Here is a 25,379-nt window from a genome sequence, read left to right as displayed (position 1 = left end):
CTCCCACAAAAAATCTCGCAGTCATAAAAAATCGTACTGTTCTCACAAGAGAAGATCTCGCAGCTGCAAAAAGTCATACCGGTCACACAACAAACCATATTATCCAGATAAAAAATCTCACAAAAAGCACTACAAAAAACCGCACCACCACTATCGCCACAAAAAAGACGATGATTTTCACAGCAAAAAAGAGTTCTGGAAAGACGGCAATTGCTGGGTAGTCAAAAAGAAATACAAATAAATATGTTTATCAATCCATAGGCTGCCGGCAGACGTACGGAGCCTATTTTTCATTTCCCTCTATTAGATATATGTCATGACATAACATATGCAACCACCCAGCATTTGGTTTCCTTGAGACCATTCCGTTATAATCAAGGTATTCTAACGATAAAGGCGGTTGTTGCTATGTACATATTTCAAGCTGATCAGCTAAGTACCAAAGACACATACAAGCTATTGTCAGGTGCCGTCATCCCCCGCCCTATTGCCTTTGTAACCACACTTTCTTCAAGCGGAGCGGTAAATGCCGCGCCTTTTAGTTTTTATAACGTTGTCAGCTCAGATCCTCCGCTTCTCAGCATTTCTGTTAACCGGGCGGGAGGACGCCAAAAAGATACAGCTCGAAACGCGGTGGAGAACGGAGAATTTGTCGTTCATGTCAGTGATGAAGCCATCATTGAAGACATCAATGAAACGGCGGCAAGCTTAGGGCCGGACGAAAGCGAACTCACATGCACCTCGCTTCACTCTGTCGAAAGCAAAGCTGTTTCGGTTCCCGGCATTAAGGAAGCCCGCATTCGCTTTGAATGCACGCTAGAGCGGCATATGACGTTCGACAATGACCAAGGCGTCACCACAGCGGATCTGCTCATCGGCAGAGTCGTCTGTTTCCACCTCGATGAAAAGGTGTATAATGCAGAAAAAGGATATGTTATGACTGACGAATTAAAACCCGCCTCAAGATTAGCAGGCAATCACTATGCGAAGCTCGGCGAAGAATTTACGCTCATTCGCCCCAGCTGAACAAAAGGACTATTTAAATAGAAGAAACTAGTTAAAAAGACCTTGAGATCATAAAATGTTGCCTATAAAAAGAACACCCGGTGAACATCGGGTGTTCTTTTATGAAACGTTTTTCCTCTTTCCGCCGTATATACAGATAGATTAGGAGGGATTTATATGTCAGGCACTCATTTTTTGATTGTGATACTGGCCGCGGTTTTTATCAATACTGTTTTTTATGTCTATGCCCGAAAAAAACTAGGCATCTCTAAACCGTCTTGGTGGTATAAACCTGTGAATAGCACACAAGGACTGCTGGAAGTCATTTTGCTCATTTTATTAGGTTTTTCTTTATTACGCTTTCCGCCAGAGATGATACTTGTTTTCTTTCTATTCGTGATAAATGGTTTACGTACATTTATGGAATGGAAATATGAGCGTGAAGAAAAACAATACGTACACTACTTATTTAGTACTTTTTTATCTCTCATCATTTTCATTTATATTTGTATTTTCATCTAGCACCTCAAACCCCCACAGCCGCTCCGTCTCCCCGCGGGTCGGCTCCGCCTTGGAGGAAGCCTTCCTCATCCACTTTGATCGCCGCAGCGTGTCCCATCAATGGATCATAGTCACCGACAACCTCCACGAGATGTCCCCTGTCTTTCAGCCTTTCAATGGTATCCTTTGTGAACCTGCTCTCGACTCTAAGACCTTCATATTCCTCTCCCCACGTTCTTCCCCATACCCAGCGCGGTTCACTGATTGCCTGCTGCGGATGCATTCCGTAGTCCAGCATTCTTGTAATGATGGCTGTCTGGGTTTGCGGCTGGCCCTCGCCGCCTTGTGTGCCGTACAGGATTTTCGGTTTTCCGTCTTTGCAGGCCATAGCCGGCATCAGTGTATGGAAGCTGCGCTTTCTCGGTTCAAGCGTATTGACATGATTTGGATCCAATGAGAAAAATGACCCTCGGTTTTGCAGTAATATGCCTGTATCGCCAGCAGTGACTGCCGAGCCAAATTCAAAGTACAAGCTTTGAATGAATGACACTGCGTTGCCATCCGCATCGATGACGGCCGCATATGCCGTGTCGCTTCCAACCGGCCTGCTTTCCGCCGGTTCCGCCAGATAACCGATTTCATCAGCCAATTGTTTCGCATATGTTTTGTCCAAAAGCCTTTCAATCGGGATGTCAGCAAACGCCGGATCAGTCAGGACGGCATTCCGATCTATAAAGCTCTTTTTCAACGCCTCCACAAGCACATGATAATACTCAAAAGAGCCGTGCTCAATGTGACGGAAATCATAGTTTTCCAAAATGTTCAGCGTCAGTAAACCGGTAAATCCCTGCGAGTTCGGCGGTGCCTGATACACCCTGTACCCTCTGTAATCACTTGATACAGGCTCAGCCCACTCGCCTTGGTGCGCTTTAAAATCATCGAGTGACATGCAGCTGCCATTATGCTGTAAATACGAGACAATTCGCTGAGCGATGTCTCCTTCATAAAACGCGCTTCTTCCTTTTTCAGCAATCATGTTCAAACTGTCTGCAAGTTCTTTTTGCACAAACCGCTCTCCCGGGACAGGCGCTCTGCCGCTTCTTGTGAAGATGTCGGCCGTATAAGGCGTGGAGGCCAGCAGTTCAAGATTTGTTTCTGTGTGACGGCACTGATCAGCTGATACTGGAAAACCATGTTGGGCATAGCCGTGTGCAGGCTCCAGCACCTCCGCAAGCGACATACGTCCGTACTCCTTCAGTACCGCATCCCAGCTATCAACCATCCCCGGCACTGTAATGGCACTGTCAATTCCCCGCGGCGGGATTACCTTTTTCCCTTTATATACAGCTCTCGTCACATTTTTTCCCGAACGGCCGCTTCCATTGTAAACTCTCACCTTCTTTGTTCTCTGATGAAAGGCCAGCCAAAAGGAATCCCCGCCAAGCCCTGTCATATGCGGGTACACAACTGCCAGACAAGCACTCACAGCAACAGCGGCATCAAACGCATTTCCTCCCTTATCCAAAATGCGGTTTCCAGCTTGAGAAGCAAGATAATGCGGGCTGACGACCATTTGCTTTGTACCGATGACAGATTTGTTCATCACAAGTCCCCTTTTTGAAGAAATTTTCTTCAGTATAGAGAGCCTGATATTCCGCATCTACAAATCCGGCAGAAAAACTGACGAACTTTTTCCTTTTCGAAAACAAAAAGGCGATTTTTTATTCACTTTGAAAACAAATGAAAAATTTTTCATTCGAAACGTAACTTTTGTGATAAAATGAAGGCTAAAAGGCAACGAAAGCAGGTGGAGCAATTGAGTCATGAATATCAAATCCCCAACCTTGTTCTTGATGAGATCGACAAACAAATTCTCACCATTTTGCACGAGGAAGGCAGGATATCTTATACGGATCTTGGCAAAAGAGTTGATTTATCACGAGTCGCCGTACAGTCTCGCATCAACCAGTTAATCGAAGCCGGTGTTATTGAAAAATTCACCGCTGTCATTAACCCTGCTAAAATCGGCAACCATGTATCCGTGTTTTTCAATGTCGAGGTCGAGCCCCAGTTTTTAGAAGAGGTCGCTCTCAAGCTTGAGGAAGAGCCCGCGGTCACCAGCCTTTATCACATGACAGGACCGAGCAAGCTGCATATGCACGGGATCTTTGCCAACGATCAAGAAATGGAAGAGTTTTTAACAAAACGGCTGTATCCGCTGCGAGGCGTCGTCAGCGTTGATTGCCAGATGCTGATCAAACGATACAAAAGCCGCATGGGAATGAAGCTGTAAAAGGAGAGAAACGAATGAAAAACCATCCTTATCGGGATATGACGGCCGCAATGGTACGCACCGGAATTTTAGGGTTCGGCGGCGGACCTTCTGTGATTCCGCTGATCCGCCATGAAGCGGTCAATAAATATAAATGGATTGATGATGACGAATTCGGAGAAATATTAGCGATTGCGAATGCGCTTCCCGGACCGATTGCCACAAAAATGGCTGCGTATCTTGGCTTCAAGCTGAAAGGCACGTTAGGTGCAATCGTGGCGACACTCGCCCACATTCTGCCAACATGTCTTGCGATGGTGGGCCTGTTTGCGGCTGTAAATGTCTTAAGCCATTCAGCCGTTGTTGCCGGCATGATAGGTGCCGTAACACCAGTCATCGCGGTAATGCTTGGCATTATGGCGTACGAGTTTGGCCAAAAAGCGCTTAAAGGTTTCGGCTGGGTCACCGGTATCCTATTTTTCATTATCGCTTTTATCGGCCTGCAAACGCTACAGATCAATCCCGGCCTTGTCATTATCATATTCTTAGCGTACGGAGCGTTTCATTTTAAATTGAAAGACAAAATGACAAATAAACATTCAAAAGATAAAGGAATGTCAGCCTCATGACCATGATTTATTTATTTATGGCGTTTTTAATCGCAAACCTGCTCGGATACGGAGGCGGACCCGCGTCTATCCCGCTGATGTTTGAAGAAGTTGTCAACAGATACAGCTGGCTCTCAAACGAGCAATTCTCTAATATGCTCGCGCTTGCGAACGCATTGCCGGGCCCGATCGCAACCAAAATCGCCGCCTATGTCGGGTACAGCGCCGGCGGATGGCCGGGCTTTCTGGTTGCCCTGATCGCAACCGTCGTACCGTCGGCGCTCGCTTTGATCGTCCTGCTGCGCATCATTCAGCGCTTCCGCCAATCACCCGTCATCAAGGGCATGACGCTATCCGTCCAGCCTGTCATCGCGGTCATGATGCTCATTCTTACTTGGCAACTCGGCGCTGATGGCATTCAAGCTATCGGCTGGATCCAATCGGGAGTGATTGCAGGGATTTCCCTCCTTGCCATGACCAAATTCAAGATGCATCCCGCATTTCTGATTATCGCGGCATTTTTGTATGGCGGCCTTGTGATCCCTCATTTGTAAAGAAAAGCACCCGGACAGGTGCTTTTTTATTTTGGTCCCGAAATGCCGTGCGATATGATCACTGTTTCTTCGCCTGCATCATTCTTCTTGATGTGCTTGATTTGCAGCGTAGCCCCTGCCATCCTCACAGATTTCTTAGTCTGATACGAATTAGTGGTTTCAATTTGAACCCAATCAGCAGGCGGCGCTATCCAAATGAAAAAGAATGCCAGCATCAGCGCCAGCAATGATTGATAACAGAAACTTCATATCGTATCATTTCTTTTCAATAATCGGCTCGCAGCGGACAGCGCCTGATGATCATGAAGAAGATCGCCGGGACGATTGCCTTCTCCCAATATATAGCCTTTAAAAGGCATCCCCATGAATGCAAAAATATGCGCAAATTGCTGAATCAACGGTAGCCCCTTTATTTTAGGGCTGTCTCCGCCCACTGCCGCCACATATGCCTGCTTCATCGACATTTGTTGTTGAAAATCAGGAAATCGGGGATCTCTCAATGTCTGAGACCAGCGATCAATAAATAGCTTTAACGTTCCTGACATACCGAACCAATAAATGGGGGTAGCGAATACAAGAATATCGCATGGCAATGCCCGCTCAATGATTGAATCGTAGTCATCTTGAACCGGGCAGAAGCCGCCTTCAGCATGCCGCAAATCTTCCATTGGAAGAATATGATATTGACGCAAATAAATGTGTTCCGCGTCGAATCCTTGAACAATTTTCTCCACAAGAATATCCGTATTCCCGCCAGGCCGAGTTCCGCCGTTAATAACCGCAATTTTCATGATGCATCTGCTCCTTTGTTTACGAATGATTTTCTTCATCATATAATGGATTCATCAATCAATACAGATGATTATTTCGATGAATTCAATCGATAAAACCGATTTAGAAAGGAAGAGAACAGGTGGAATTGAAGCAGTTGATCACCTTTATTACAGCGGCAGAACAGGTAAACTTCACCCTTACCGCCAAGATGCTTAATTATGCGCAATCAAGCGTTACCTCCCAGATCAAATCACTTGAAGAAGAAATCGGGACTCCTTTATTCGAGCGGCTCGGCAAGCGGCTCGTCTTGACAGAAGCCGGTAAAACATTCAAGTCCTATGCGGAGAAGATCATTACATTAACAGAAGAAGCAAAAATGGCCGCAAATCAAGTAAAAGAAACAACAGGCACTTTAAAAATCGGGGCGACGGAAAGCCAGTGCACATACCGCCTTCCGCCTATCATAAAAGAATTTAAGCTCGCTTTTCCACAAGTAAAGCTCATATTCAAACCATATATCTCCAATGAACAAGCGAAAGAACAGCTCATACAGGGCCAGCTTGATTTTACCTTCATCTTGGATGTAAACAGGCCGGACGACACATTGCACGTGGAATCTTTGATTCAGGATGAGATCAAAATGGTGGCTGCTAACGACCATCTTTTTCCTGTGGATTCACCAATAACATTGAAGGATCTTCAAAACGAAACTCTTCTGCTGACAGAGGACGGCTGCTCGTACCGCACGCTCTTTGAGAACACTTTACATAACTCCGGTGTCTACCCTAACAAACTGGAATTCGTCAGCATAGAAGCCATCAAACAATGCGTCATGGCCGGACTTGGAATCGGAATCTTGCCTGAAATGACAGTAAAAGATGATATTGCAGCAGGCCGGATGAAAGAACTCAATTGGCAGAGCGATTGCCCCGTTTTCACTCAATTAGCATGGCATAAGGACAAGTGGATGTCTGCGCCATTAAAGGCTTTTATCGATTTGACGCGGAAAACATTTAAATAAAAAAACTTGCGGCCTATGGGTCGCAAGTTTTTGAGTGAACAAGCAATTGATAGTGATATTATTTATTGAAAACCGTTTTTTCGTTTATCACCCTTACCCCAAACACTCCGCCAGCTGCTGTTCCCTCTCTGGATTTAAACGTGACGGTTACTCTTTCTTTTCCTTTCGTATAAGCAACTGGAATGTCATAACAAACATCAAAAAGCTTTCCCGGGTGATTTGCCTTCAGCTGCTGCCTGGCCAGTAATTGATCATCGATCATGATCTCAAAATGTCTTTCGTAAGTTTGTTCATCCGCTTGAAAGGTATCATCACTTCCAAAATACGTGACCAGCAAATACATGGGTTGACTTGGCTCTGTTTTCAATTCATAACTGAAAAAGCCGTCTCCTCTGCTGTCTCGCCAGCCTCTGTGAACAATATCCGCGTAACCGGAGTAAGAGTTTTGTTTTTTCAGGTGGTGTTCTATCTCCTGCTGCTGTTCATTCGGCTGAACGGCATCTACTGTTATGCGTCTGATGATTTCCTGCTTTTCTTTTTCTTCATCTGTAAAATCAAGATATTCCTCTTCGCTCATCACGTACCAGTACACGGAATATCGCTGATGATGCACATTGTAGAACGGCATTAAAGTCATTTCTTTATTCCCCGGCTGGCCGATCGGTTTCGTTTGAAAAACGAGTGATGATTCATCTACCCGCGTCACCCATTGATCCAACTGACCCTGATCCGCTACCAATACAGGGACATCAATTAACGGATGGTTATTAAGAGCGAGATGATCAGCAAGTATATCTGTTTCAGGAAAGCGCTCGGTCCCAAGTGTCCCGGCCAATACGACCGGTCCATACATCAGGACGTTTTTTTTAGGATCGTCCTTCGCTTGATACAGATGGAGCTTCATCGGCAGATCAACCTCAATACAATCACCTGTGTTCCAATGTTTATGAATCACAAGATACCCGTTTTTCTCAACCGGCTGAATTCGTTTCCCATTGACCGCAGCTTTAAGGCCGCCATGTGCCCAATAAGGTATGCGAATATGAAGCGCCATAGGCACGCCATCGGCTTTTTTCACCATCAGCCTGGTTTGTTCCGCTGCTGGGAAAGAGGTTTCCTGGGCGATTAGCATGTGTTTTTCCCGCACATGTATTTGTGAAGGAATAAATAAATTCACATACAGATCGTCTCGGTCTATATGATAGATATGCTTCGTATAGCGCGCGGGGTTTTCCATTCCCGTGCCGGTACAGCACCAAAAAGAATCTTCCGGTGAACAATACACCTTAAAATGCCCCGGCTGTGTAGAAACAAAATAGGTTTTCATGCCCGAATCGGGATCTTGGGAAGCAAGTATGTGATTATAAAGCGCATTCTCATAGTAATCCATAAATCTGGATTCTTGAAACCACCGGAATAAATGCGCTGTCAATTTCAGCATGTTATACGTATTGCACGTTTCCGCGGTCGTCACCCCTAACTCCTCGCTGCCTTCTGCTCCGAAATGCTCTCCGATACTGTTGCCGCCAATTGCGTAGGAACGCTGATAGACAACCTGTTCCCAAAAGAAGAGCGCTGCATTCCTATACGCTTCATTACCTGTAATGTCGTACAGCTTGGCGGCGCCGATCACCTTTGGAATTTGGGTATTGGCATGCTTTCCTTCAAGCTCATCCTTCCCCTCCGCCAGAGGCTGAAGAATGACGCGATGGCAGAAACGTTCCGCAAGTTCAAGATATGCTTTGTTTTTCGTCAGCAGATAAAGATCAGCCATCGCCTCATTCATACCGCCATGCTCACAAATCAGCATTCGCTGAAATTGCTCATCGTTCAGGCGATCCAGCCCCTTTTTTGCCCAGTCAGCCAGCTTGACGACAACACGTAAAGCCGTCTGATTGCCGGTCAGCCGATACGTATCTATTAATCCCGCAAACAGTTTATGGAGGCTGTACCACGGCACCCAAGAACCTCCCAGACTAAAGTGGTCCACCCGAAAATCACCGCTGAACACCTCATCAAAACACGCCCTAGGGAAACCGCTTACATATCCCTCTTGATCAAATTGCTGGATATGACTCAGTTCATTCACTGCGTACGCTGTTTTCCGTTTCAGCTCTTCGTCCCCGGATGCCCGGTACATAGCTGATGCGGCGGACAGCCAATGGCCGACCGAATGCCCGGCAATCTCCTTTGCCTCCCACCCGCCGTAGCGCGGTTTTTTAGGCGTCTGTGATACAGCCTCATAACAAGGAGCCAAAAGACGGTCTACATCCAAAAAAAGCAAATATTCCTTCCCTTTCATCTGAGAATCATAAAACATGCCTTTTAACAATGTTACATTTTCCATCTTGATCTCCCCCTATTACGTTTCATCATTCATGGTGATGCTTTCATTATCCAAATGATGATAAGGAATGTGAATTCAATATTTATCAAAAACATATCCTTTTTTTAGATGAAACCCGTTACACTGAAGATAAGTATAGCGAAAGATGGTGAAACCATGTATGAAGTCAAACTCCAAGCTAATCATCTCCCTAAAATCCGTGAAGCCGGACATATGAAGGATACAGAAGGGACGTTACGGCATCCTGACAGGACGATGGAAAGCATCAATGTCTTTTTTTACGTAAAACACGGCGCAATCCATGTATTTGAGAAAGAAAATGAGTACCGCATTCAAGCGGGAGGATATCTTTTTCTTAAAAATAATACACCGCATTGGGGAGGCGATTTTTACACACCCGGCACCGAATGGTACTATATTCATTTTTATGCCGATCCTTCTCTGGATCAGAAGGACGAGTTTTCTCCATTTCACAATTCACCAATCCTTCTCGATCGCACCTATTCATCGCAATTAACCTTCCCAAAAAATGGATCTGTCTCTCATCGTGAGTACACAGAAAAACAGCTGAGCAACATGATTCATGCCTTAGACTCGCCAAGTGCTTTCAGCGCGCTCCAAGCGTGTTCACTCACCTATCAATTGTTTATTGACCTGTATAGCAATGCGATAAATGGCCAGGCCGGCACCCGCTCTTCAAGGATCATCAGCCGAATGATTAAATTTCTGCATCGTAACAAGCATGCAAAACTGGTCAGCAAAGATTTTGAGAACGAGTTAGAAATGAATTATGCCTACCTTTCCTCCCTTTTCAAAAAGCAAACTGGGAAAAGCATCACAGCCTATAAAAATGAACTGCTGATCGCACAGGCAATTGATCTATTCAAAACAAGCAACTTAAACGTAACTGAAGTCAGCAGCACATTAGGCTTTTCTAACCCTTATTACTTCAGCAGAGTGTTCAAACGGGTCACAGGAGTAGCCCCGTCTGTATATATAAACGAGCTATACAGGAACCCATAAAAAACACTTGCAGTTCTCGGTCTGCAAGTGTTACACGTGGTTTTTCTGATAGAACGTTCGCAAGACATGTGTCTCTAGATCAGCTAGACGGACAGGGATTGGCAGCCTGCTTTCTTGATTGATCAGGGTCATCGTGATCTGATAGCTGCTTTCTAAATCAATATGATTTCCGCAAGACAAAAAGATAGGCTTCACGTCACGACGCGTCCTCAGGGCACGGCCATATACCTCGCCGTCAATGATAATATCGGTATATGCGCCAACTTCATTTTCAGGCATCTCGAAATCACAGCCTTTGATTTTGAGATAAGTTTTCGCAATCCCAATCGTCGGCTTCCCCAGAAAAAAAGCCGCATGGGTGGCAACGCCCATATGGTTGTAATGCAGATACCCGTTGCCATCAAACAAAAACACATCCGGCTCCGTTTCCAGTTTTTTCGCCGCCTCGATGATCAGCGGCAGTTCCCGAAACGCAAGAAAACCGGCAACATACGGCACGCTGATTTTCCCCATGCTGTGCACTTTTTCTATGACTTCTTTCGTCTCAGCATCCATCACCATAATGCTGCACACCCCGTATGGTTCGCCGTCCTGCTCCCAATAAGCGAGGTCGACACCCGCGCATGTGTTGATGGAGTCTGGGGTGATGGTGGGTGATAGATTGATTTGAGGTTGAAGGGATTGTTGTGTTTGAACAAAATCGGATTCATTTTTTAGATGAAAATCGTGAACTTGATGTATTTGCATTTCAATGGTTTTCCTCTCTTTACTTCTTACATTAGACTTCTCTGCTCAGGTGCTTTCAAGGCGATAAGAAATTCCATGAGGATAATTCCCACCCATTAAACATTAATACTTAAACCTACTTCCACCAAGTAGTTGTTACTTGTTTTAAATGATGTTCAATGAATAAAATCACTTTTTTATAATCATCTGATGAAAATTCTTTAATAGGATTTTCCCAATCATTATATTTAACTATTAAAACCAGATAACTACCTTCAGGCGACATATCAGGATTCCATCCTAAGTCAAGCGTTATTGAGGATTGTTCATGATAAAGCTGCAACAAACTGTCTGTGAACAAAAACCAAGCTTCGTCATTCGGTTCTAAAGTTCTTGGATCTATTTCAACAAAATGATTATAATTCACCTTCCAACCTTGTGTTATTCTTATGGGATGTAAATTTGCTTTTGGGACATCTAATTTAACATGTTTTCTCACAATAATAACCTCTATAGTTAGCTAGTTTACTTCTATCTGATGATATTCTAATCTCTGACTTGCGAAAGCTCCTGTCAATAGTCTAATTAGACAAATGATGCCTAATTGGAAAAATAAGGTAGTTCAACCTGCTTTTTTATTAGTATTCATTTTTAATTTCTTTCATAAAAATATGATCTAAGTGTTTAATTAATTCTTTAAGTTCAGTGCATATAATATCCTCAACAGGATTTTCCCAATCTCCGTTTTTTATCAATTCAATGCCATAGCTACCAGTAGGATCCCCTTCTGGGTACCACCCTACATCAAGCAACAAATTTTTTGTTTTATGAGAAATTTGCAGGAGATCTTGATTAAAGTCAAATAACCAAGCATCATCATTTGCCTCTAGAGTCTTAGGTTCAGTATCTTTTAATGTAATATAATCAACAGTCCAACCAGCTGGTATCTTAAGCCTTAAAAAATTAGGAACCTGTTGGCTTAGTGGCTGCAAACCCTCTAAAACTCCACTTCCTACACTCCAGATTCGATATTCTAACTCTTCTAATAATTGTTCTATTTCGTCAAAAGATACTTCTTCATAAATCTCATCTGTTTTTAAGCCGACCACTTTGATATAGTACTGATCATCTTTATATATTACCTTAATAATGACATTGCGTTTTTCATTTTGTAGTTTTAGTAGTTTATATTTTTCTTCCGTGCTTTTTTCTGAGTTTAAATTGTTCAGTACTACAGACCAGTCATTACACACTTTTAATGGCTGCAATTGTGAAATTTGATCTCTATCCATCCCGCTTCTCCTTGCACTCAACATTGTTATCCTATCTGTAAAAAAACTTGCCGATGATAACACGGCAAGTTTTTAACTATAGCAATTCTAATACATCAGTAAACAAGGCATCTCCTAATGTTAATCTTCTGTTGAAAGGCTGAATATGTGGCAATTCACTCCACTCATACACAGTATCGTAGTAATCATACAAATAACTGAGTTCGATAAACCCTTTCTCTTGCATTATTTTATTGATATAGTTCGTTCCTTGAATGAATTCTAAAGATTCAGCGGTCCCTACAATATCATAAACGCCATCGATTAAATCGTGTCTTAGGGAATAACTATAATCTAATACATAAACAGGAGCTAATTTAGATACTTTCATATTGATTTGTTGCTCTAAATGAAATCCGTTTTGCCCAGAAAGATCGTGCAAGTGGAAATTGATTTCTCCTGAAGGATTTTTCAAATCTCTAACTTCAATTTTTTTCAAACCTTTTATTTGATTAAATTCATCAGGCACTTTTACTTTCTCTGCACATTTGTTCTTGTACCATTCGTCTAATTCCCTATTCACAAATAGCCGATGAAGCAAGTCACCGATTTCAGGATATTCAACAATAAATCTGATTCCATGTTTCATAGTATTTAACCATCCCATCTTCTTGAAGGCTCGCCTTTTTTCGTCTGCTTACCAGTTACAGGATCAAACTCTCCTAAATGCTCTGTTCTTCTGCGGTTCCACTTTTCTAATTTGCCATGTTGGGAATCCCATTGCCAATTAAATCCATCCTTATCTGTCCAAGACTTTCTTTTTAACCTTTCTTTTATTTGTACCATGCCGCTGTCTTCCATCCATTTAGTTGGTTCCTTTAAACGATATCCATTTGAATTGTCTCCAACAATCTTCTCTCTGTCAGCTATCGCAGCGTTGTATTCTTCAGTCCGTTTCTTTTTACTGTAGTTAGTACCATTATGAGCAACGTAATCATTTTGAGTCATCCCCTCAGGTTTTTCCACCCATTTAGGTTTTTTCGACTGGCTACTCGCCATCTTCACAATCCCAAGATCCTTCACAGCCGTCTTTTCCACATCTACACGGACTGTCGGGATTCCGAACGTGGAGCCATCCGGAGTTACAGGGCGTTCTGCGTACACGCGGACGTTGGTTGGGACTTTGAATTGTTTGACTTTTTCTAGTGTCTTGTTAGCTTTTTGGACTTTTGAATGGGTTGCAAGCGGTATGCCTTTATCTACATGTTTCGCCAGCGCCCCTGCACCAACCAAACTCAATGCCGCTTCCAGCGCACCTTGCTTCCGCTTCTCCTCTGACACTTCGTTACCAAACATATCCCGTCCTGTGACCGCTTCAGAGAATCCGTTTGATGCAACTAGGCCGTATGCGCCCATTTCTGACATTTTGAGAATGTCTAAGGATTTGCTTGTTTTGTAGGCGTCTAATGCGTGTTCTGCGGCAATAGCCGCTTTTCCGGTTTTGTAGATGGCTTTTCCGCCTTTGAAGGCGCGGCCTGCCCAGCCGACCACCGGGATGTACCCTGCGGCTGCCATGGCGCCGGCTGTGACGCGTTCGGCTGTGGAGAGTTTTTCTCCTGTGACAGGGTCGTAGCCTTCGGTTGCTCTTATCGTATCATAATAGCCGGTGACTTCGCCTGTGAAGGTGCAGACGCCATCCCATGTTTTTTCGTACCATGGTTTATTCGCTTCTTCTTCCGCTTTTTCTTGAAGGCGCCTTGCTTCTGCTTGCTGTTCTTTCGCCTCAATATAAGACGTCGCTTGTTTTTCCGCTTCTATCGCACCTTTATACACTTCGCTTGAGGTGAATGCTTTTTTGTTGTAGTGAATGGGAGAGGCGCTTTTTCCTTTGCTTGTCGCTTGCATTAAAGCGGTGTACTTAGCAAGCACGGCATTATCGAGCGACTGCAGGTTTTGATATTCTGTGGTCAGCGACTCGTCCAATTCATCAACCGCTGTAATCGTATCGCGCCGGATTTTTTGTGCGTCGTACATCTTGTCTGCGTAATCGTTAAGAGAATAAGAGGATAAATCCAAAATGCCGACAAGATCGGCGAGAATGTTATCAATCTCCAATTTGTGCGCGGAGACGATTTCAGACGCTTTCAAACTCCCGTTTGTCAGCTCGTTTTCCAGATATGACGTTTCCACATAATGATCTTTTAATTCTTTTTCTTTGATATCCCCTGAAATCCCTTTTAAAAAAGCGATTTGTGCCGAGACAAGCTTCAGCCACGTGTCTACAATATCCGCCTGTCCTTGAAAAAAATCTTTGATGTTGTCTGCGCCTTTCCCTGTAAAATCTTGACCTAGATCGGCTACAGCCTGAAACGCTTTTTTTAGGGTTTCTAACTGCTCTTCAAGCGTTTCATATTGCTTTTTTCTGCTTTTCGCTTCTTCGATTAAAGTCTTTGATTCGAATACTTTACTCATTGCACAGCCCTTTCTATGCTATTTTGCGCCAATTGCCTCGTCCTGCTCCTTCAGTGAGTCAACATTGTCTTTCGTGTCTTCTATGTTTTTTTGGACGGCTTTTTTATAATCGCCCAGCATGGTTTTAATGCTTGCCTCGCGCTCATGGTATTTTTTCGTATATTCCAGATTGTTCTTGCCATTGGATCCGGCGGCGCCGATTGATACATCAGCCAGCGCATCTTTGACAGAATCCAATGTTTTGATAACAGTGTCGTATTTCAGCTTAATTTCTGACATAAAAAAAGATCACCACCATTTTAGTTGTCTAATTGTATTTCCGACTTCTTCCGCGAATTCTTCTCCCTTTTTAAGAAGATCTGCTGCACCATTTGCTATGATCAATTCCGACGCATATTTGGCTTTTTCCACTTCAAGATCTAAAATTTTTCCGTTAATAGAACCCATATACTCGTTATACTTATCATTCACAATCTTGGAAGCTTCCGATTTTGCCTCTTCTCTGCCCTTGTCGAAATCATCCGCTTTTGTTCCCGTCCAGTGCTTGCCCAATTCCGGTTTCACAATGTCTTTGATTTCAGTAATGGCCTCTTCTTGCAGTGTGTCTATGTCCTTTTTTGCTTTTTTCAGCTTTTCGATCTTGTCTTCGATATCGGAAATTTTTCCGTTAAGCGAACTTTTGATATTCGCCAGCTTACTTTCATAACCCATCTGAATCACCTCTTAATACTCAAAAAGTCGTATGGATGAGCTGATGAAGATAGACTTTTCCATACTTTATTTCCATATATTATATTTTAAAATAGCCAGAAGGCGGCATAAATAGGGTAAACGGCTTAAATTAGGCTTATAACACTCACAATTCGTAGGTCTATCATCTTGTTTTTGTTCGTCTTGCAGCTAATGAGAGCGATTTCAAAGATACAAACACCTAAAGTCGTAGTGATAAAGGCACTTGAAAGAAACAGATATTCATGATGTGTCTCTTGTCGAAAGAGCACATTCTGATTTTGTTATTTTTTTCGCTTTAGATCTTAGTAAAATAGAAAAAAACTGGCTCCCAGCCAGTTTTCTCTTTTCCAACTATTGAATTGCACCTGCCGGAACAACCGCCTTCCGTCCAACAGAATAATACTCCACCCCTGCAGCAGCTGCTTCATCTAATGTGTAGCAATTTCTGCCGTCAAAGATGAGCGGCGTTTCCATCAAGTTCTGATAGGCCGCTAACGGGAATTGTTTAATGTCGGCCCAGTCGGTTAAAATCATGACAGCGTCAGCGCCTTTGACAGCTTCCTCGATTGTCTCTTTATATTCAACGGCTTCTGGCAGAACACGCTTCGCATGGTCCGCGGCAATGGGATCGTAGGCTCTCATATGGGCGTCGAGCGCAGCGAGACGGTTTGCGATGATAATCGACGGCGCTTCCCTCATATCATCTGTATTTGGTTTAAATGACAGTCCCAAAAGGGCAATCGTTTTTCCCGTCACCCCGCCGAGCCTGTTCAGCGCTTTATCTACCAGCATCGCCTGCTGATTATTGTTGACTTTGATGACCGATTTCAGCAGTTCAAAATCATGCTCGACATTGCCGGCAATTTGCACGAGAGCGTTTGTATCCTTCGGAAAACAAGAGCCGCCGTAGCCTATGCCGGCTTTTAAGAACTGGCCCCCGATCCGCTGGTCCTGTCCCATGCCAGACGCGACCGCTTCAATATCGGCGCCGACTTTTTCACATATATTCGAAATCTCATTGATAAAACTGATCTTAGTGGCTAGAAAAGCATTTGAGGCATATTTGATCATCTCGGCGCTTCGGATATCCGTCTGATAAATCGGGATTTGGAACGGGCGGAAAAGCTCCGCAAGCGTCTTGGCTGTTGCCTGGTCCGCTGTTCCGATGACGATCCTGTCGCCGTGGAACGTGTCATAGATTGCCGACCCTTCACGCAAAAACTCAGGATTGGATGCGACCGAGATGCTGACAGGCTCCGCAAGATGTTGATGGATCAGCCCCTCAATCAAATCGTTTGTCCCGACAGGCACTGTGCTTTTCGTTACGATGATAGTATCTCGTTTGACATGCCGGGCGATGCGTTTGGCCGCATCTGTAATATGCTCCAGATTGGCGTGCCCGTCGCTTTTCTGCGGTGTTCCGACCGCTATAAAAATAATGTCTGCCAGCGCCAAGCCTTTCTCATAACTCGTTTCAAAATTCAGCCGTCCACCAGCTGTATTTTTGCTCATCAGCTCTTCAAGACCCGGTTCAAATATGGGGGAAATGCCCTTTCTCATTTCATCAATCTTGTGAGCGTCAATATCAATGCAGGTTACATGATGTCCAATCTCAGAAAGAGAAACACCTGTCACAAGACCGACATAACCTGTTCCGATGACTGTTATATTCATTGTTTCCCTCCAACAGTTAAATTGCTGCTTTGCAGCTTTCGTATTATCGTATGAGAACATCCTATCATGAATGCGGATGATCTCCCGCATAGCCTGTCGGGTGCAGCCTGTACAGATTTCTGAAATGTGATTCAATCATACAATATACTATTATATCGCGCTCAGAAAGAAAGTGGTGATAGGAGAATCGGCTGTTTACAAGAGTCCAAATAATTTTCTTCTTTTGACCGGCTGCGGAGGCTGTCTGAAGATTGTCTGATTTTGCAGCAGGAGCTCGGCGTTTTCCGTCAGCATATAGGGCAAATCCGTTCCGAATTCTTTCTCAAGCACAGCAAGAGCTGCCTGGTAACGAAAGCCTCTAGTTTTCAAATTATGGGCATCTGAGGCTACGAAATGAATCATATTGGCTTCAGCCAGCCGAAGAGAAAAGGCTTTCAGCTGTTTTCCGAAAATCCCCGCAAGACTTCCTGACGTAATCTGAGATGCCGCTCCTTTTTCCACAAGATGATACAAAAGCGACGGGTTTTCACGAATTTCCATGTTCCGTTCCGGATGGGCGATAACCGGGATATAGCCTTTCAGCTGCAAATCATAAAAAAGCCGCTCCGCGTAGCGGGGAACCTGATCAAACGGAAACTCAATCAGGATGTATTTTGTATCATTCAGCGGGAGCAGCTGCCGTTCAGCAAGGTCCCGCTCCAAATCGCCGTAGATTCTGATTTCCTGCCCCGGAACCACGGTTAACGGGATGTCTTCTTTGATTAAACGTTTGTTTAACTGAGCTACCGCTTCTTTAACTGCCGCCGGCTCGTTTTCATACACACCGTTCTTATGATGCGGTGTCGCTACAATGGTTCGAATTCCTTGGTGAACAGCGGCTCTTGCCATTTCTATGCTTTCGGCCGAAGCGCTTGCCCCATCATCCATTGCCGGAAGAATGTGACAGTGAATATCTATCATGTCTTAACCCCCTTTTTTTCGCAAAAATAAATAACGGGCAAAATGCACGTTATTTATTTTGTATGAAGTTATCCTTGTTTCCATAGTATCCGTATGCAGCATTCCTCGAACGCTTTTTCCCGTTCATAATCGCTCCAAGGAGCTTGCTATTGCACGATTCAAGTGCCTCTTTCGCTTTTGCGGCTCGTTCTTTTTCTGTTTTCCCGCTTGAAATAACCAAAATTGAACCGTCAGCCACGCTCCCTAAAATCTGTGCGTCCGCTACAGCGAGAACGGGCGGCGTATCAAAGATGACCATGTCATATGCCGCACACGCTTCGTAGGCAAGTTCTTTCATCCCCTTTGATGAGAGAAGCTCGGCCGGGTTTGGCGGGATCGGGCCGCTCGTCAGCACGTCAAGCTGTTTTTCATTTGAGGCTTGCACAGCCTGTTTCAATGAGCTTTTCCTTAATAAAACAGATGTTAAACCGATTATATTTTCAAGATGAAAGGCTGTATGCACTGTTGGCCTTCGCAAATCAGCGTCAACCAGAAGCACTTTTTTTCCCTGCTGGGCAAATACGACAGCAAGATTAGCGGCCGTCGTTGATTTTCCTTCGCCGGGACTGGCCGATGTAATCATCACAGATTTCATTTGGCGGTCCACTGAAGCAAATTCTATATTTGTACGAATCGTCCGATATTGCTCTGAGTTCAAGGACTTCGGCTCTGACATCGCAATGACAGTCCTGCGCATCCAAGACCCTCTGCTTTTTCTAAGCGCCAAAATGTCCACTCCCCGCTTTTTCAGATTGGATGCCGTGTAAGCTTGTCGTTGTTTTCTGCTCATTCGCAATGGTGGAAACCGTCCCTAAAACAGGTATGTCCAGCAAGGATTCGAGCTGCTCTTCCGATTTGATCGTATTGTCCAAATACTCAAGCAGGAAGGCCAGTCCAACGCTTCCCGCCAATCCCGCCGCGAACGCGATCGCAATGTTTAGGAGCGGCTTTGGCGAAACAGGTGATGAATGTCCTGAAACCTCGGCTTTTGACAGAATACTGACATTGTCAACATTCATAATGGTTGTGATTTTGTCTTGAAAGACAGATGCGATGGTGTTGGCAATGTGAGCCGCTGTTTCCGCGTTTCCATCCTTGACTGATATGTTGACCACTTGGGAATCCTGCTCGCTGGATACGGTAATTTTGTCATTCAGCTCTTGAGACGTCATCGGCAAACCCATTTCTTTAATGACTTCATCTAAGATGGCAGGGCTCTTAATGATGACGTTATACGTATTGATTAACTGAAGATTGGTTTGGACATCGTTAAATCGGACTTCTTTTCGATCGTTTTTCGATTGATTGACCAGAATCTGAGTTGAATTTTCATAGATGGGTGTAAGTGCGAAGAAACTGATAAGTCCGCCGGCAGCAGTGGCAGCCGCTGTTACAATCATAATCAAAAGCATGCGTTTTCTTAACGTTGATAATATTTCTTTTAAACTAGTAGATTCTCCCATGATACCTCCAAATCTCTTATAGCATCCTTTTCCATCTACGATTATACAACGTAGAAACCGCATTTCTCCAGATTTTCACATGACATTATTCGACATTTTTTTACAAAACCTGATGTTGCGTACATTTTCGAAAGCGCTATCTTCACTATTTGCAAAACTTCCTTTTTTTCTCCTATTCAGGCAGTCACGTCATCTCGCATAAAAAAACCCCGCATGAAGCGTGCGGGATTCTTATGTTGCATATCCATTTTTAATATGAGAAATCAAATTTTCAAGCATTTCCTTTGTCGTCATCTCAGATGACCGTTCACCAATCTCATGTGCATGCATCAAAATTTTCAGAAATTCCTCTTGATTCAATTTCTTTTCACTCATCTTCTTGTTTCCTTTCAGCTTCCATTAAGTTGAAAACACGATTATTATATGATGCCGATTCTTAATTTGCAATCTCTAATACATCATTCGACACATCCCATTTTTTATGTCCTTTTTTAGGAAAAACTTTTTCAGGGCGATGTGTTGCGATATAATAGAGAAATTGGATCTTTTTATTACGTGACTCGGTTAGGAGCGATAATCATGCTTCAGAATATAATTTCCAAAGACGATGTGCTGGCATCCGCTGAGCAGTTGAAAGAACTGCTTCCTTACAATGAGGAACATGTTCAGCTGATTAAAAAAGCACTTATTTTATATCGGCAGGATTCAGTCTATCGTTTACAAGCAGTGAGTCCGACGGAAGTTACGGCTTACGTGCAGGATGTTATGCCTGTGCGGGTCACATTGAACTTGTTTGTCATAGCCAAAAGCGGCTGTTCATGTCCGTCCGGAAGAATCTGCCGCCATATGCTGGCTGTTTTTTTATATGTATATGCAATGTTCGAGCGAGTGGGTACCTTTACAGAGCATTGGCTGGAGAGGGAAAAGCTCGAGGAAAGCAAAGAGCTCGTCCGCCGGCAATTCCAGGAAAAAGTGCTTCCCAATGAAGAATCGCTTTCCAGCTGGCTTGCTTTTTTTGATTCAGAGTTCTCCCTCTGGCAGGCGCGAACGCCGGAAGGCAGCCAAAACATGCAAGGCCTCTATTACGGCTACCTGTCCGCTTTAAAAAAGCACACGCCAAACAAGCCGGAGCTGAAAAGCCTGTACCAGATTCATTCCGCGATCGCGGTGTGGCTTCGCATGTTTACATTGATTGAAGCGGGCAAACTGAACCCCGAGCAAGACTTTTATTCCCTCAATCCTTATGTTGAACAGCTGATGGATACGATCTACAGCTCTATTGATAAATTAAAAACATACGCGCTTTCATTTGCGCTTGATCCATTTTTGGAGAAAACACCGGATGTGATCCGGCATTTGCTTTTGAAAGAAGACATTTTTCAATATGAACGCATCCGCATTTTCGGTGAAATTTGGAGCGGGCTGCTGTCGCGGCCAAAGTGGGTGACGCTCGAAAGGGATATATTGAATAAAGAAGCCGGACGGCGTTTTTCTCCTGAATTGCAATTCGGGCGTTTGCATTTGGAATTCCTGCAAAAGAATGACGATGTAATTTTTGCGGAAGCTGGCCAATTCCCGCCGGAAGCGCTGCCGTATACGTTTCAATGGCTGAGTGAAATGACTGCCAAGAAGGATTGGAAACGGCTGAAAACTTGGTATCAGCGAATTGAACCAATTGCGATAGGTTATACGAAACTCGATAAGCCGTTTAAAGAGATTCGAGATGTGATCGGCGAGCTGTTTCTTCTGCTGAATGCCTATGTGAAGCAAACCAATGACCAAGCGCTGTTTGAACGCTATGCTGCAGGCTGTCTGCCGTATACGTTCACAGAATACAGCCATCATTTATATGAGAAAAAAAGGTACGCCGAGTGGATCGAAATTCACAGTCTTGTCGGCTTTTCCATCTATGAAATGGATAAAATGATGCTGAAGGAAATTGCTGCGAGCGATCCTGAGGCGCTTATTCCGGCTTACCATAGAGAAGTGGCCTTTTTTATCGATCAGAAGAACCGCAGCTCGTACAAGGAAGCCGCCCGGTATTTGAAAAAACTGCGCACCCTGTACAGAAAAGCGAAAAAGCTGAAGGTGTGGGAGCGGTATATTCAGCAGCTGAGCTCGCATTACAAGCGCCTGCGCGCACTTCAAGAAGAACTGCAGAAAGGAAAGTTGATTGATGGCGAGTCTTAAAGAAATTCTCATCCACGTAGAACAAATGGAAGATGGGTCATTTACGCTCTCAGCCTTTGATGAGAATGAGCAGCCCCTTTCCTACAGCCATATGAAAAGACATTTGTTCCAATGGCATGAATCCTCATTTTACGGTACCTTTCTTGAGGATGTCAGCTTCATCGGGACAACCGCTGTTCTGCTTTCTCCATGGATGACTGTTGAACTTCTCGGCAAAAACTCGTTCAACTCATTCAGTTCCGTGCAGCTCACAGAAGAAACGGAGCCGCTGATCGAGGCGGCATCGACCATCTATGAATTTATTGCGGACGGCGATTTTCTGCCTGACTATGAAGCATGGACAAACGGTGTGTTTCGCTGGAAGGACAGCGACGATATACTGGAAGGCTTTACGGCGGATTGGTTTTCCGCCGCTGTGCAGGATTACATCCAATACGACGATGACCTGCGGGAGAGATGGGAACATATCACGGAGAAGTCGCCTGCTGTCACGTCATTTCGCGGACATTTCCTCGATGAAGAGGATTTTCTTGAAGGGATTGGCTGGATTGACGATCAATCTCCATTTACCATCGGCCTGCGCTTAAATGAACCGGACTTTGACGGAGACGATTGGAAAATCGAGATGTTTTTACGCGATAAAAAGAGCGGCGCCGTTGAATTCTTTGACGGGCTGAAGAGCCTTAAAAAATCGTGGCAGGCGTACAGCGATAAAATCGCGCGGGAGCAGGACCGCTTTCATAGAACGGTTCCGTGGCTGTCATTTGATTCCGGGACAACGCTGATTTCAGAGGAAGAAGCCTGGATCTTCCTGTCAGAAGCAAGTGAGACGCTGGTCGATATGGGCGTTGAAATTCTTCTGCCGTCCTGGTGGCAGATTGTCAGAGACAGCAACATGATGCTAAAGGCAAAGGTGTCGTCCGCCCCGCGCGGCGAGTCCTTTGTCGGCATGAACGCGCTGCTTGATTTCAACTGGCGGTTTGCGACAAATGGAATTGAGCTGACCGAGGCTGAATTTAACGACCTTGTCGCCAGCAACAGGCGCCTCGTGAATATCCGCGGACAATGGGTCAAAATTGATCCTCAGTTTATCAAACAAATGAAACGCCTGATGGAAAAAGCGGAATCAGAAGGACTTCATATGTCTGATATTCTGGCGCGCGAACTAATGGATCAGGGAGAAGGCGGGCTTGAGGATTCTGATCTGATTGATTCATCCGCTTTTGCCGGCATACAATTTGATCTGTCCAAACAGCTCAGGTCACTGATTCGGAAGCTCACGGCCGCGGAAAATCTGCCGGAGCACGAAGTCAGTCCTTCTTTCCAAGGAACGCTACGCCCTTATCAGAAATACGGCATGAACTGGCTGCTGTTTCTGCGGGACAGCGGTTTTGGCGCCTGTCTGGCTGATGATATGGGTCTTGGGAAAACCATTCAAATGATCGCCTATTTTCTTCATGTGAAGGAAAGCGGCCGGCAAAAAACGCCCAATTTGATTATTGCACCGACATCCGTACTCGGCAACTGGCAGCGAGAGCTTCAAACCTTTGCACCTGACCTGTCCGTCGCGCTCCATTACGGGCCGCGCCGTCCAAAAGGTGATGATTTCGAGGCGCATTACGAAAACGCAGACGTGGTACTCACTTCTTACGGACTGTCTCATGCCGATTCGGAAGAGCTGTCTTCTGTGACATGGAACGCGATCTGCCTTGATGAAGCGCAAAATATTAAAAACGCGCATACGAAGCAATCACGCGCAATCAGAAAGCTGAAAGGGCTTCACCATATCGCGCTGAGCGGCACGCCAATGGAAAACCGCTTGACCGAGCTGTGGTCCATTTTTGACTTTATGAATAAAGGCTACCTCGGCAGTCTGACGGGCTTCCATAAACGCTATGTGCTGCCGATCGAAAAAGACCGGGACGAAAAAAGAATCGGACAGCTTCAGCAATTAATCCGGCCGTTCCTTCTCCGGCGGACGAAACGGGATGAAGAGGTCGCGCTTAATCTTCCTGAAAAGCTGGAAGAAAAAGAATTTATCCCGCTGTCAGCCGAACAGGCGTCACTTTATGAGCAGCTTGTCAAAGACACATTTGACCATATGACATCACTGACCGGCATGCAGCGAAAAGCGCTGATCCTCAGCATGCTTGGACGCCTTAAGCAAATATGTGATCACCCCGCACTTTATTTAAAAGAAGATCAAACTGAGCTGCTGGCCGGCAGATCAGTCAAGCTCGAAAAATTGCTGGAACTGATGACGGCGATCCGCGCCCAAAATGAAAGCTGCCTCATTTTTACGCAATACATTCAGATGGGGAACATGATGAAACGGCTGCTTGAAAAAACGTTCGGCGAACCCGTGCAATTTTTAAACGGGAGCCTCTCTAAGCAGGAGCGGGATTCACTCGTTGAGAGATTCCAGAAGAAAGAATACCCGACACTCATTCTTTCACTCAAAGCTGGAGGCACCGGGCTCAATTTGACCGCCGCCAATCACGTCATCCATTATGACAGATGGTGGAACCCAGCGGTTGAAAATCAAGCGACTGACCGGGCTTACCGCATTGGCCAGGAACGCTTTGTTCACGTTCATAAAATGATTACGACGGGAACAATCGAAGAAAAAATTGATGTTATGCTTGAATCGAAGCAAACCCTGAACGACCAAATTATCCAAAGTGAAAACTGGATTACCGAGCTTTCCACACAGGAACTCGAAGAATTGTTTACATTAAGCGCCTCAGCCCGATAGTGATGAGTGTAAAAAAAGCTGGCTCTTTGAAAAAGAGCCAGCTTTTTTCCGTTCATAGCCGTCACGCCGGAATGTCCAAAGAATCCGTTACGCCGGTTATCTACAGAATGTGCTTGTGGTGCAGCAAATATACTTACAGCAAATGATGAATCATATGTGCGACGCCGTCTTCGTCATTAGTCAAGGTGACTGCGTCGGCCATCGCTTTGATATCTTCCCGCGCATTGCCCATCGCTACACCGATTCCCGCCGCTTCCAGCATTGATTTGTCATTCAAGCTGTCACCGACAGCGGCGGTTTTTTCGATCGGGATATTCAGCCGTTTCGCAAGCCTCACCAGCGCCTGTCCCTTGGACGCTTTGCGGGCAGAGAGTTCAAAGTTATGCTCAGCCGAACTGACAAGCGTCAAATCTTTAGCATGCTCATATCTTTTCCAGCCTGCCTCAAGCTTCTCCTTGAAGAAAGAAAATCCGAGAATATTATAAAAGTTGATCTGCTGATCAGTTTCAAACAGCTTTTGAAACGAGTCAATGTAAGCGAAGCCCGATTGGCTGTATTGCACCTCGGCCGCCTGCATAAGAACAGAAAGATCCGCTTCCGGATTCGCGCTTCTGAATCGGTCCAGCTCAACATCAAGAAGCTCCTTTCCGTTTTGCGGCGTATATATGGCTGAACCTGTGAATACCTCGTAATAATAATTTTCCGACTCAAGCCATGAGAGAATGTCATACGCCCGCTGTTTATCAATGGTTTCCTGATGATAAAGCCTGCCGTCGGGATCGTGAATGACAGCACCGTTCGCGCTGATGACCCACGTTTTAATTCCGAGCGGCTCAAAGATCGACTCAACGTCAAAATGAGCGCGCCCGGTCGACACCACCACTTCAATGCCGTCTCGCTGCGCCTGCCGCAGCGCATTTTCATTTTCCACGCTTACCTGATGCTTGCTGTTGAGTAAGGTCCCGTCTAAGTCAATCGCAATTAATGTCACG

Annotated in this window: 25 protein-coding genes and 2 pseudogenes; 10 read left to right on the top strand and 17 right to left on the bottom strand. The window is 44.8% G+C overall.

Annotation, left to right across the window (positions count from 1 at the left end):
- The 3 genes and pseudogenes from SC79_RS21325 to SC79_RS12265 form a co-directional block, all read left to right on the top strand.
- Nucleotides 1-241: pseudogene (locus tag SC79_RS21325) on the top strand (spore coat protein CotG); the annotation flags it as partial.
- A gap of 167 nt (nt 242-408) precedes the next feature.
- Entirely contained in the window at nt 409-1,026 is a 618-nt protein-coding gene (locus SC79_RS12270; RefSeq protein WP_039075276.1) for a flavin reductase family protein, read from the top strand.
- A gap of 156 nt (nt 1,027-1,182) precedes the next feature.
- A complete protein-coding gene (locus SC79_RS12265; RefSeq protein ID WP_039075275.1) occupies nt 1,183-1,527 on the top strand; it encodes a DUF4181 domain-containing protein in 345 nt (114 codons plus the stop codon).
- Between the two features lie 4 nt (nt 1,528-1,531).
- On the opposite strand, the gene ggt is transcribed toward SC79_RS12265, so the two are convergent.
- Nucleotides 1,532-3,109, bottom strand: a complete 1,578-nt coding sequence (ggt, locus tag SC79_RS12260; protein WP_039075274.1) for a gamma-glutamyltransferase — start codon at nt 3,107-3,109, stop codon at nt 1,532-1,534.
- Nucleotides 3,110-3,322: 213 nt separating this feature from the next.
- Between ggt and chrS the strand changes: the two genes are divergently transcribed.
- The 3 genes from chrS to SC79_RS12245 are packed head-to-tail and all read left to right on the top strand — an operon-like array spanning nt 3,323 to nt 4,940.
- On the top strand, nt 3,323-3,799 hold the full coding sequence (gene chrS / locus SC79_RS12255; RefSeq protein WP_010328843.1) for a chromate efflux transcriptional regulator ChrS: 477 nt from the start codon (nt 3,323-3,325) through the stop codon (nt 3,797-3,799).
- A 14-nt stretch (nt 3,800-3,813) separates the two neighbouring features.
- Complete coding sequence (gene chrB, locus SC79_RS12250; protein ID WP_039075273.1) at nt 3,814-4,407, top strand: chromate efflux transporter subunit ChrB; 594 nt, start codon at nt 3,814-3,816, stop codon at nt 4,405-4,407.
- Nucleotides 4,404-4,940, top strand: a complete 537-nt coding sequence (locus tag SC79_RS12245; RefSeq protein WP_039075272.1) for a chromate transporter — start codon at nt 4,404-4,406, stop codon at nt 4,938-4,940. Before chrB ends, SC79_RS12245 begins: the two co-directional genes overlap by 4 nt.
- Nucleotides 4,941-4,966: 26 nt before the next feature.
- Here the strand turns inward: SC79_RS12245 and SC79_RS21320 are convergent.
- Nucleotides 4,967-5,189, bottom strand: a pseudogene (locus tag SC79_RS21320) (hypothetical protein).
- The gene (locus tag SC79_RS12235) at nt 5,186-5,731 is read right to left on the bottom strand and encodes a flavodoxin family protein (protein WP_039075270.1); all 546 of its coding nucleotides are present in this window, start codon (nt 5,729-5,731) and stop codon (nt 5,186-5,188) included. The pseudogene SC79_RS21320 and the gene SC79_RS12235 overlap by 4 nt, the downstream one beginning before the upstream one ends.
- Before the next feature lie 122 nt (nt 5,732-5,853).
- Here SC79_RS12235 and SC79_RS12230 point away from each other — a divergent pair, with 122 nt between their 5' ends.
- Nucleotides 5,854-6,735: a LysR family transcriptional regulator gene (locus tag SC79_RS12230; RefSeq protein WP_039075269.1), complete on the top strand. Its 882-nt coding sequence runs from the start codon at nt 5,854-5,856 to the stop codon at nt 6,733-6,735.
- 58 nt (nt 6,736-6,793) lie between these two features.
- Here SC79_RS12230 and SC79_RS12225 read toward each other — a convergent pair whose 3' ends face one another.
- The gene (locus SC79_RS12225; protein WP_039075268.1) at nt 6,794-9,082 is read right to left on the bottom strand and encodes a beta-L-arabinofuranosidase domain-containing protein; all 2,289 of its coding nucleotides are present in this window, start codon (nt 9,080-9,082) and stop codon (nt 6,794-6,796) included.
- Between the two features lie 156 nt (nt 9,083-9,238).
- On the opposite strand from SC79_RS12225, the gene SC79_RS12220 reads away from it, so the two are divergent.
- Nucleotides 9,239-10,105: an AraC family transcriptional regulator gene (locus SC79_RS12220; RefSeq protein WP_039075267.1), complete on the top strand. Its 867-nt coding sequence runs from the start codon at nt 9,239-9,241 to the stop codon at nt 10,103-10,105.
- Between the two features lie 30 nt (nt 10,106-10,135).
- Here the strand turns inward: SC79_RS12220 and SC79_RS12215 are convergent, their stop codons facing one another.
- The 12 genes from SC79_RS12215 to SC79_RS20090 form a co-directional block, all read right to left on the bottom strand.
- Nucleotides 10,136-10,852: an endonuclease V gene (locus SC79_RS12215; RefSeq protein ID WP_039075266.1), complete on the bottom strand. Its 717-nt coding sequence runs from the start codon at nt 10,850-10,852 to the stop codon at nt 10,136-10,138.
- A gap of 115 nt (nt 10,853-10,967) precedes the next feature.
- On the bottom strand, nt 10,968-11,330 hold the full coding sequence (locus tag SC79_RS12210; protein WP_039075265.1) for a hypothetical protein: 363 nt from the start codon (nt 11,328-11,330) through the stop codon (nt 10,968-10,970).
- A gap of 139 nt (nt 11,331-11,469) precedes the next feature.
- A complete protein-coding gene (locus SC79_RS12205) occupies nt 11,470-12,123 on the bottom strand; it encodes a hypothetical protein (RefSeq protein WP_039075264.1) in 654 nt (217 codons plus the stop codon).
- Nucleotides 12,124-12,199: 76 nt separating this feature from the next.
- Nucleotides 12,200-12,751 (bottom strand): hypothetical protein, encoded by a 552-nt coding sequence (locus SC79_RS12200; RefSeq protein ID WP_039075263.1) that lies wholly within the window; start codon nt 12,749-12,751, stop codon nt 12,200-12,202.
- A 5-nt stretch (nt 12,752-12,756) separates the two neighbouring features.
- Complete coding sequence (locus SC79_RS12195) at nt 12,757-14,574, bottom strand: T7SS effector LXG polymorphic toxin (protein WP_039075262.1); 1,818 nt, start codon at nt 14,572-14,574, stop codon at nt 12,757-12,759.
- 18 nt (nt 14,575-14,592) lie between these two features.
- A complete protein-coding gene (locus SC79_RS12190; RefSeq protein ID WP_010328853.1) occupies nt 14,593-14,853 on the bottom strand; it encodes a YwqI/YxiC family protein in 261 nt (86 codons plus the stop codon).
- Nucleotides 14,854-14,862: 9 nt separating this feature from the next.
- On the bottom strand, nt 14,863-15,285 hold the full coding sequence (locus tag SC79_RS12185) for a YwqH-like family protein (RefSeq protein WP_039075261.1): 423 nt from the start codon (nt 15,283-15,285) through the stop codon (nt 14,863-14,865).
- 372 nt (nt 15,286-15,657) lie between these two features.
- Nucleotides 15,658-16,980, bottom strand: a complete 1,323-nt coding sequence (locus SC79_RS12180; RefSeq protein ID WP_039075260.1) for a UDP-glucose dehydrogenase family protein — start codon at nt 16,978-16,980, stop codon at nt 15,658-15,660.
- A 195-nt stretch (nt 16,981-17,175) separates the two neighbouring features.
- Nucleotides 17,176-17,940, bottom strand: a complete 765-nt coding sequence (locus SC79_RS12175) for a tyrosine-protein phosphatase (protein WP_039075259.1) — start codon at nt 17,938-17,940, stop codon at nt 17,176-17,178.
- Between the two features lie 49 nt (nt 17,941-17,989).
- Nucleotides 17,990-18,706 carry a CpsD/CapB family tyrosine-protein kinase gene (locus SC79_RS12170; protein ID WP_039075258.1) on the bottom strand — a complete coding sequence of 239 codons (717 nt, stop codon included), beginning with the start codon at nt 18,704-18,706 and terminating at the stop codon, nt 17,990-17,992.
- On the bottom strand, nt 18,696-19,442 hold the full coding sequence (locus tag SC79_RS12165; protein ID WP_039075257.1) for a YveK family protein: 747 nt from the start codon (nt 19,440-19,442) through the stop codon (nt 18,696-18,698). The genes SC79_RS12170 and SC79_RS12165 overlap by 11 nt, the downstream gene beginning before the upstream one ends.
- A 231-nt stretch (nt 19,443-19,673) precedes the next feature.
- Nucleotides 19,674-19,817, bottom strand: a complete 144-nt coding sequence (locus SC79_RS20090) for a hypothetical protein (RefSeq protein WP_003221769.1) — start codon at nt 19,815-19,817, stop codon at nt 19,674-19,676.
- Nucleotides 19,818-20,021: 204 nt separating this feature from the next.
- On the opposite strand from SC79_RS20090, the gene SC79_RS12160 reads away from it, so the two are divergent.
- Nucleotides 20,022-21,632, top strand: a complete 1,611-nt coding sequence (locus SC79_RS12160; protein WP_039075256.1) for an SWIM zinc finger family protein — start codon at nt 20,022-20,024, stop codon at nt 21,630-21,632.
- Complete coding sequence (locus tag SC79_RS12155) at nt 21,619-24,387, top strand: DEAD/DEAH box helicase (protein WP_039075255.1); 2,769 nt, start codon at nt 21,619-21,621, stop codon at nt 24,385-24,387. Before SC79_RS12160 ends, SC79_RS12155 begins: the two co-directional genes overlap by 14 nt.
- Before the next feature lie 133 nt (nt 24,388-24,520).
- On the opposite strand, the gene SC79_RS12150 is transcribed toward SC79_RS12155, so the two are convergent.
- A complete protein-coding gene (locus SC79_RS12150; protein ID WP_039075254.1) occupies nt 24,521-25,378 on the bottom strand; it encodes a Cof-type HAD-IIB family hydrolase in 858 nt (285 codons plus the stop codon).
- Nucleotide 25,379 lies beyond the last annotated feature (1 nt).

Source organism: Bacillus sp. MSP13 (assembly GCF_000815295.1).
GTDB lineage: Bacteria > Bacillota > Bacilli > Bacillales > Bacillaceae > Bacillus > Bacillus vallismortis.
The sequence above is the reverse complement of the archived record's forward strand: the minus strand, read 5'-3'. Positions and strand labels throughout refer to the sequence as shown.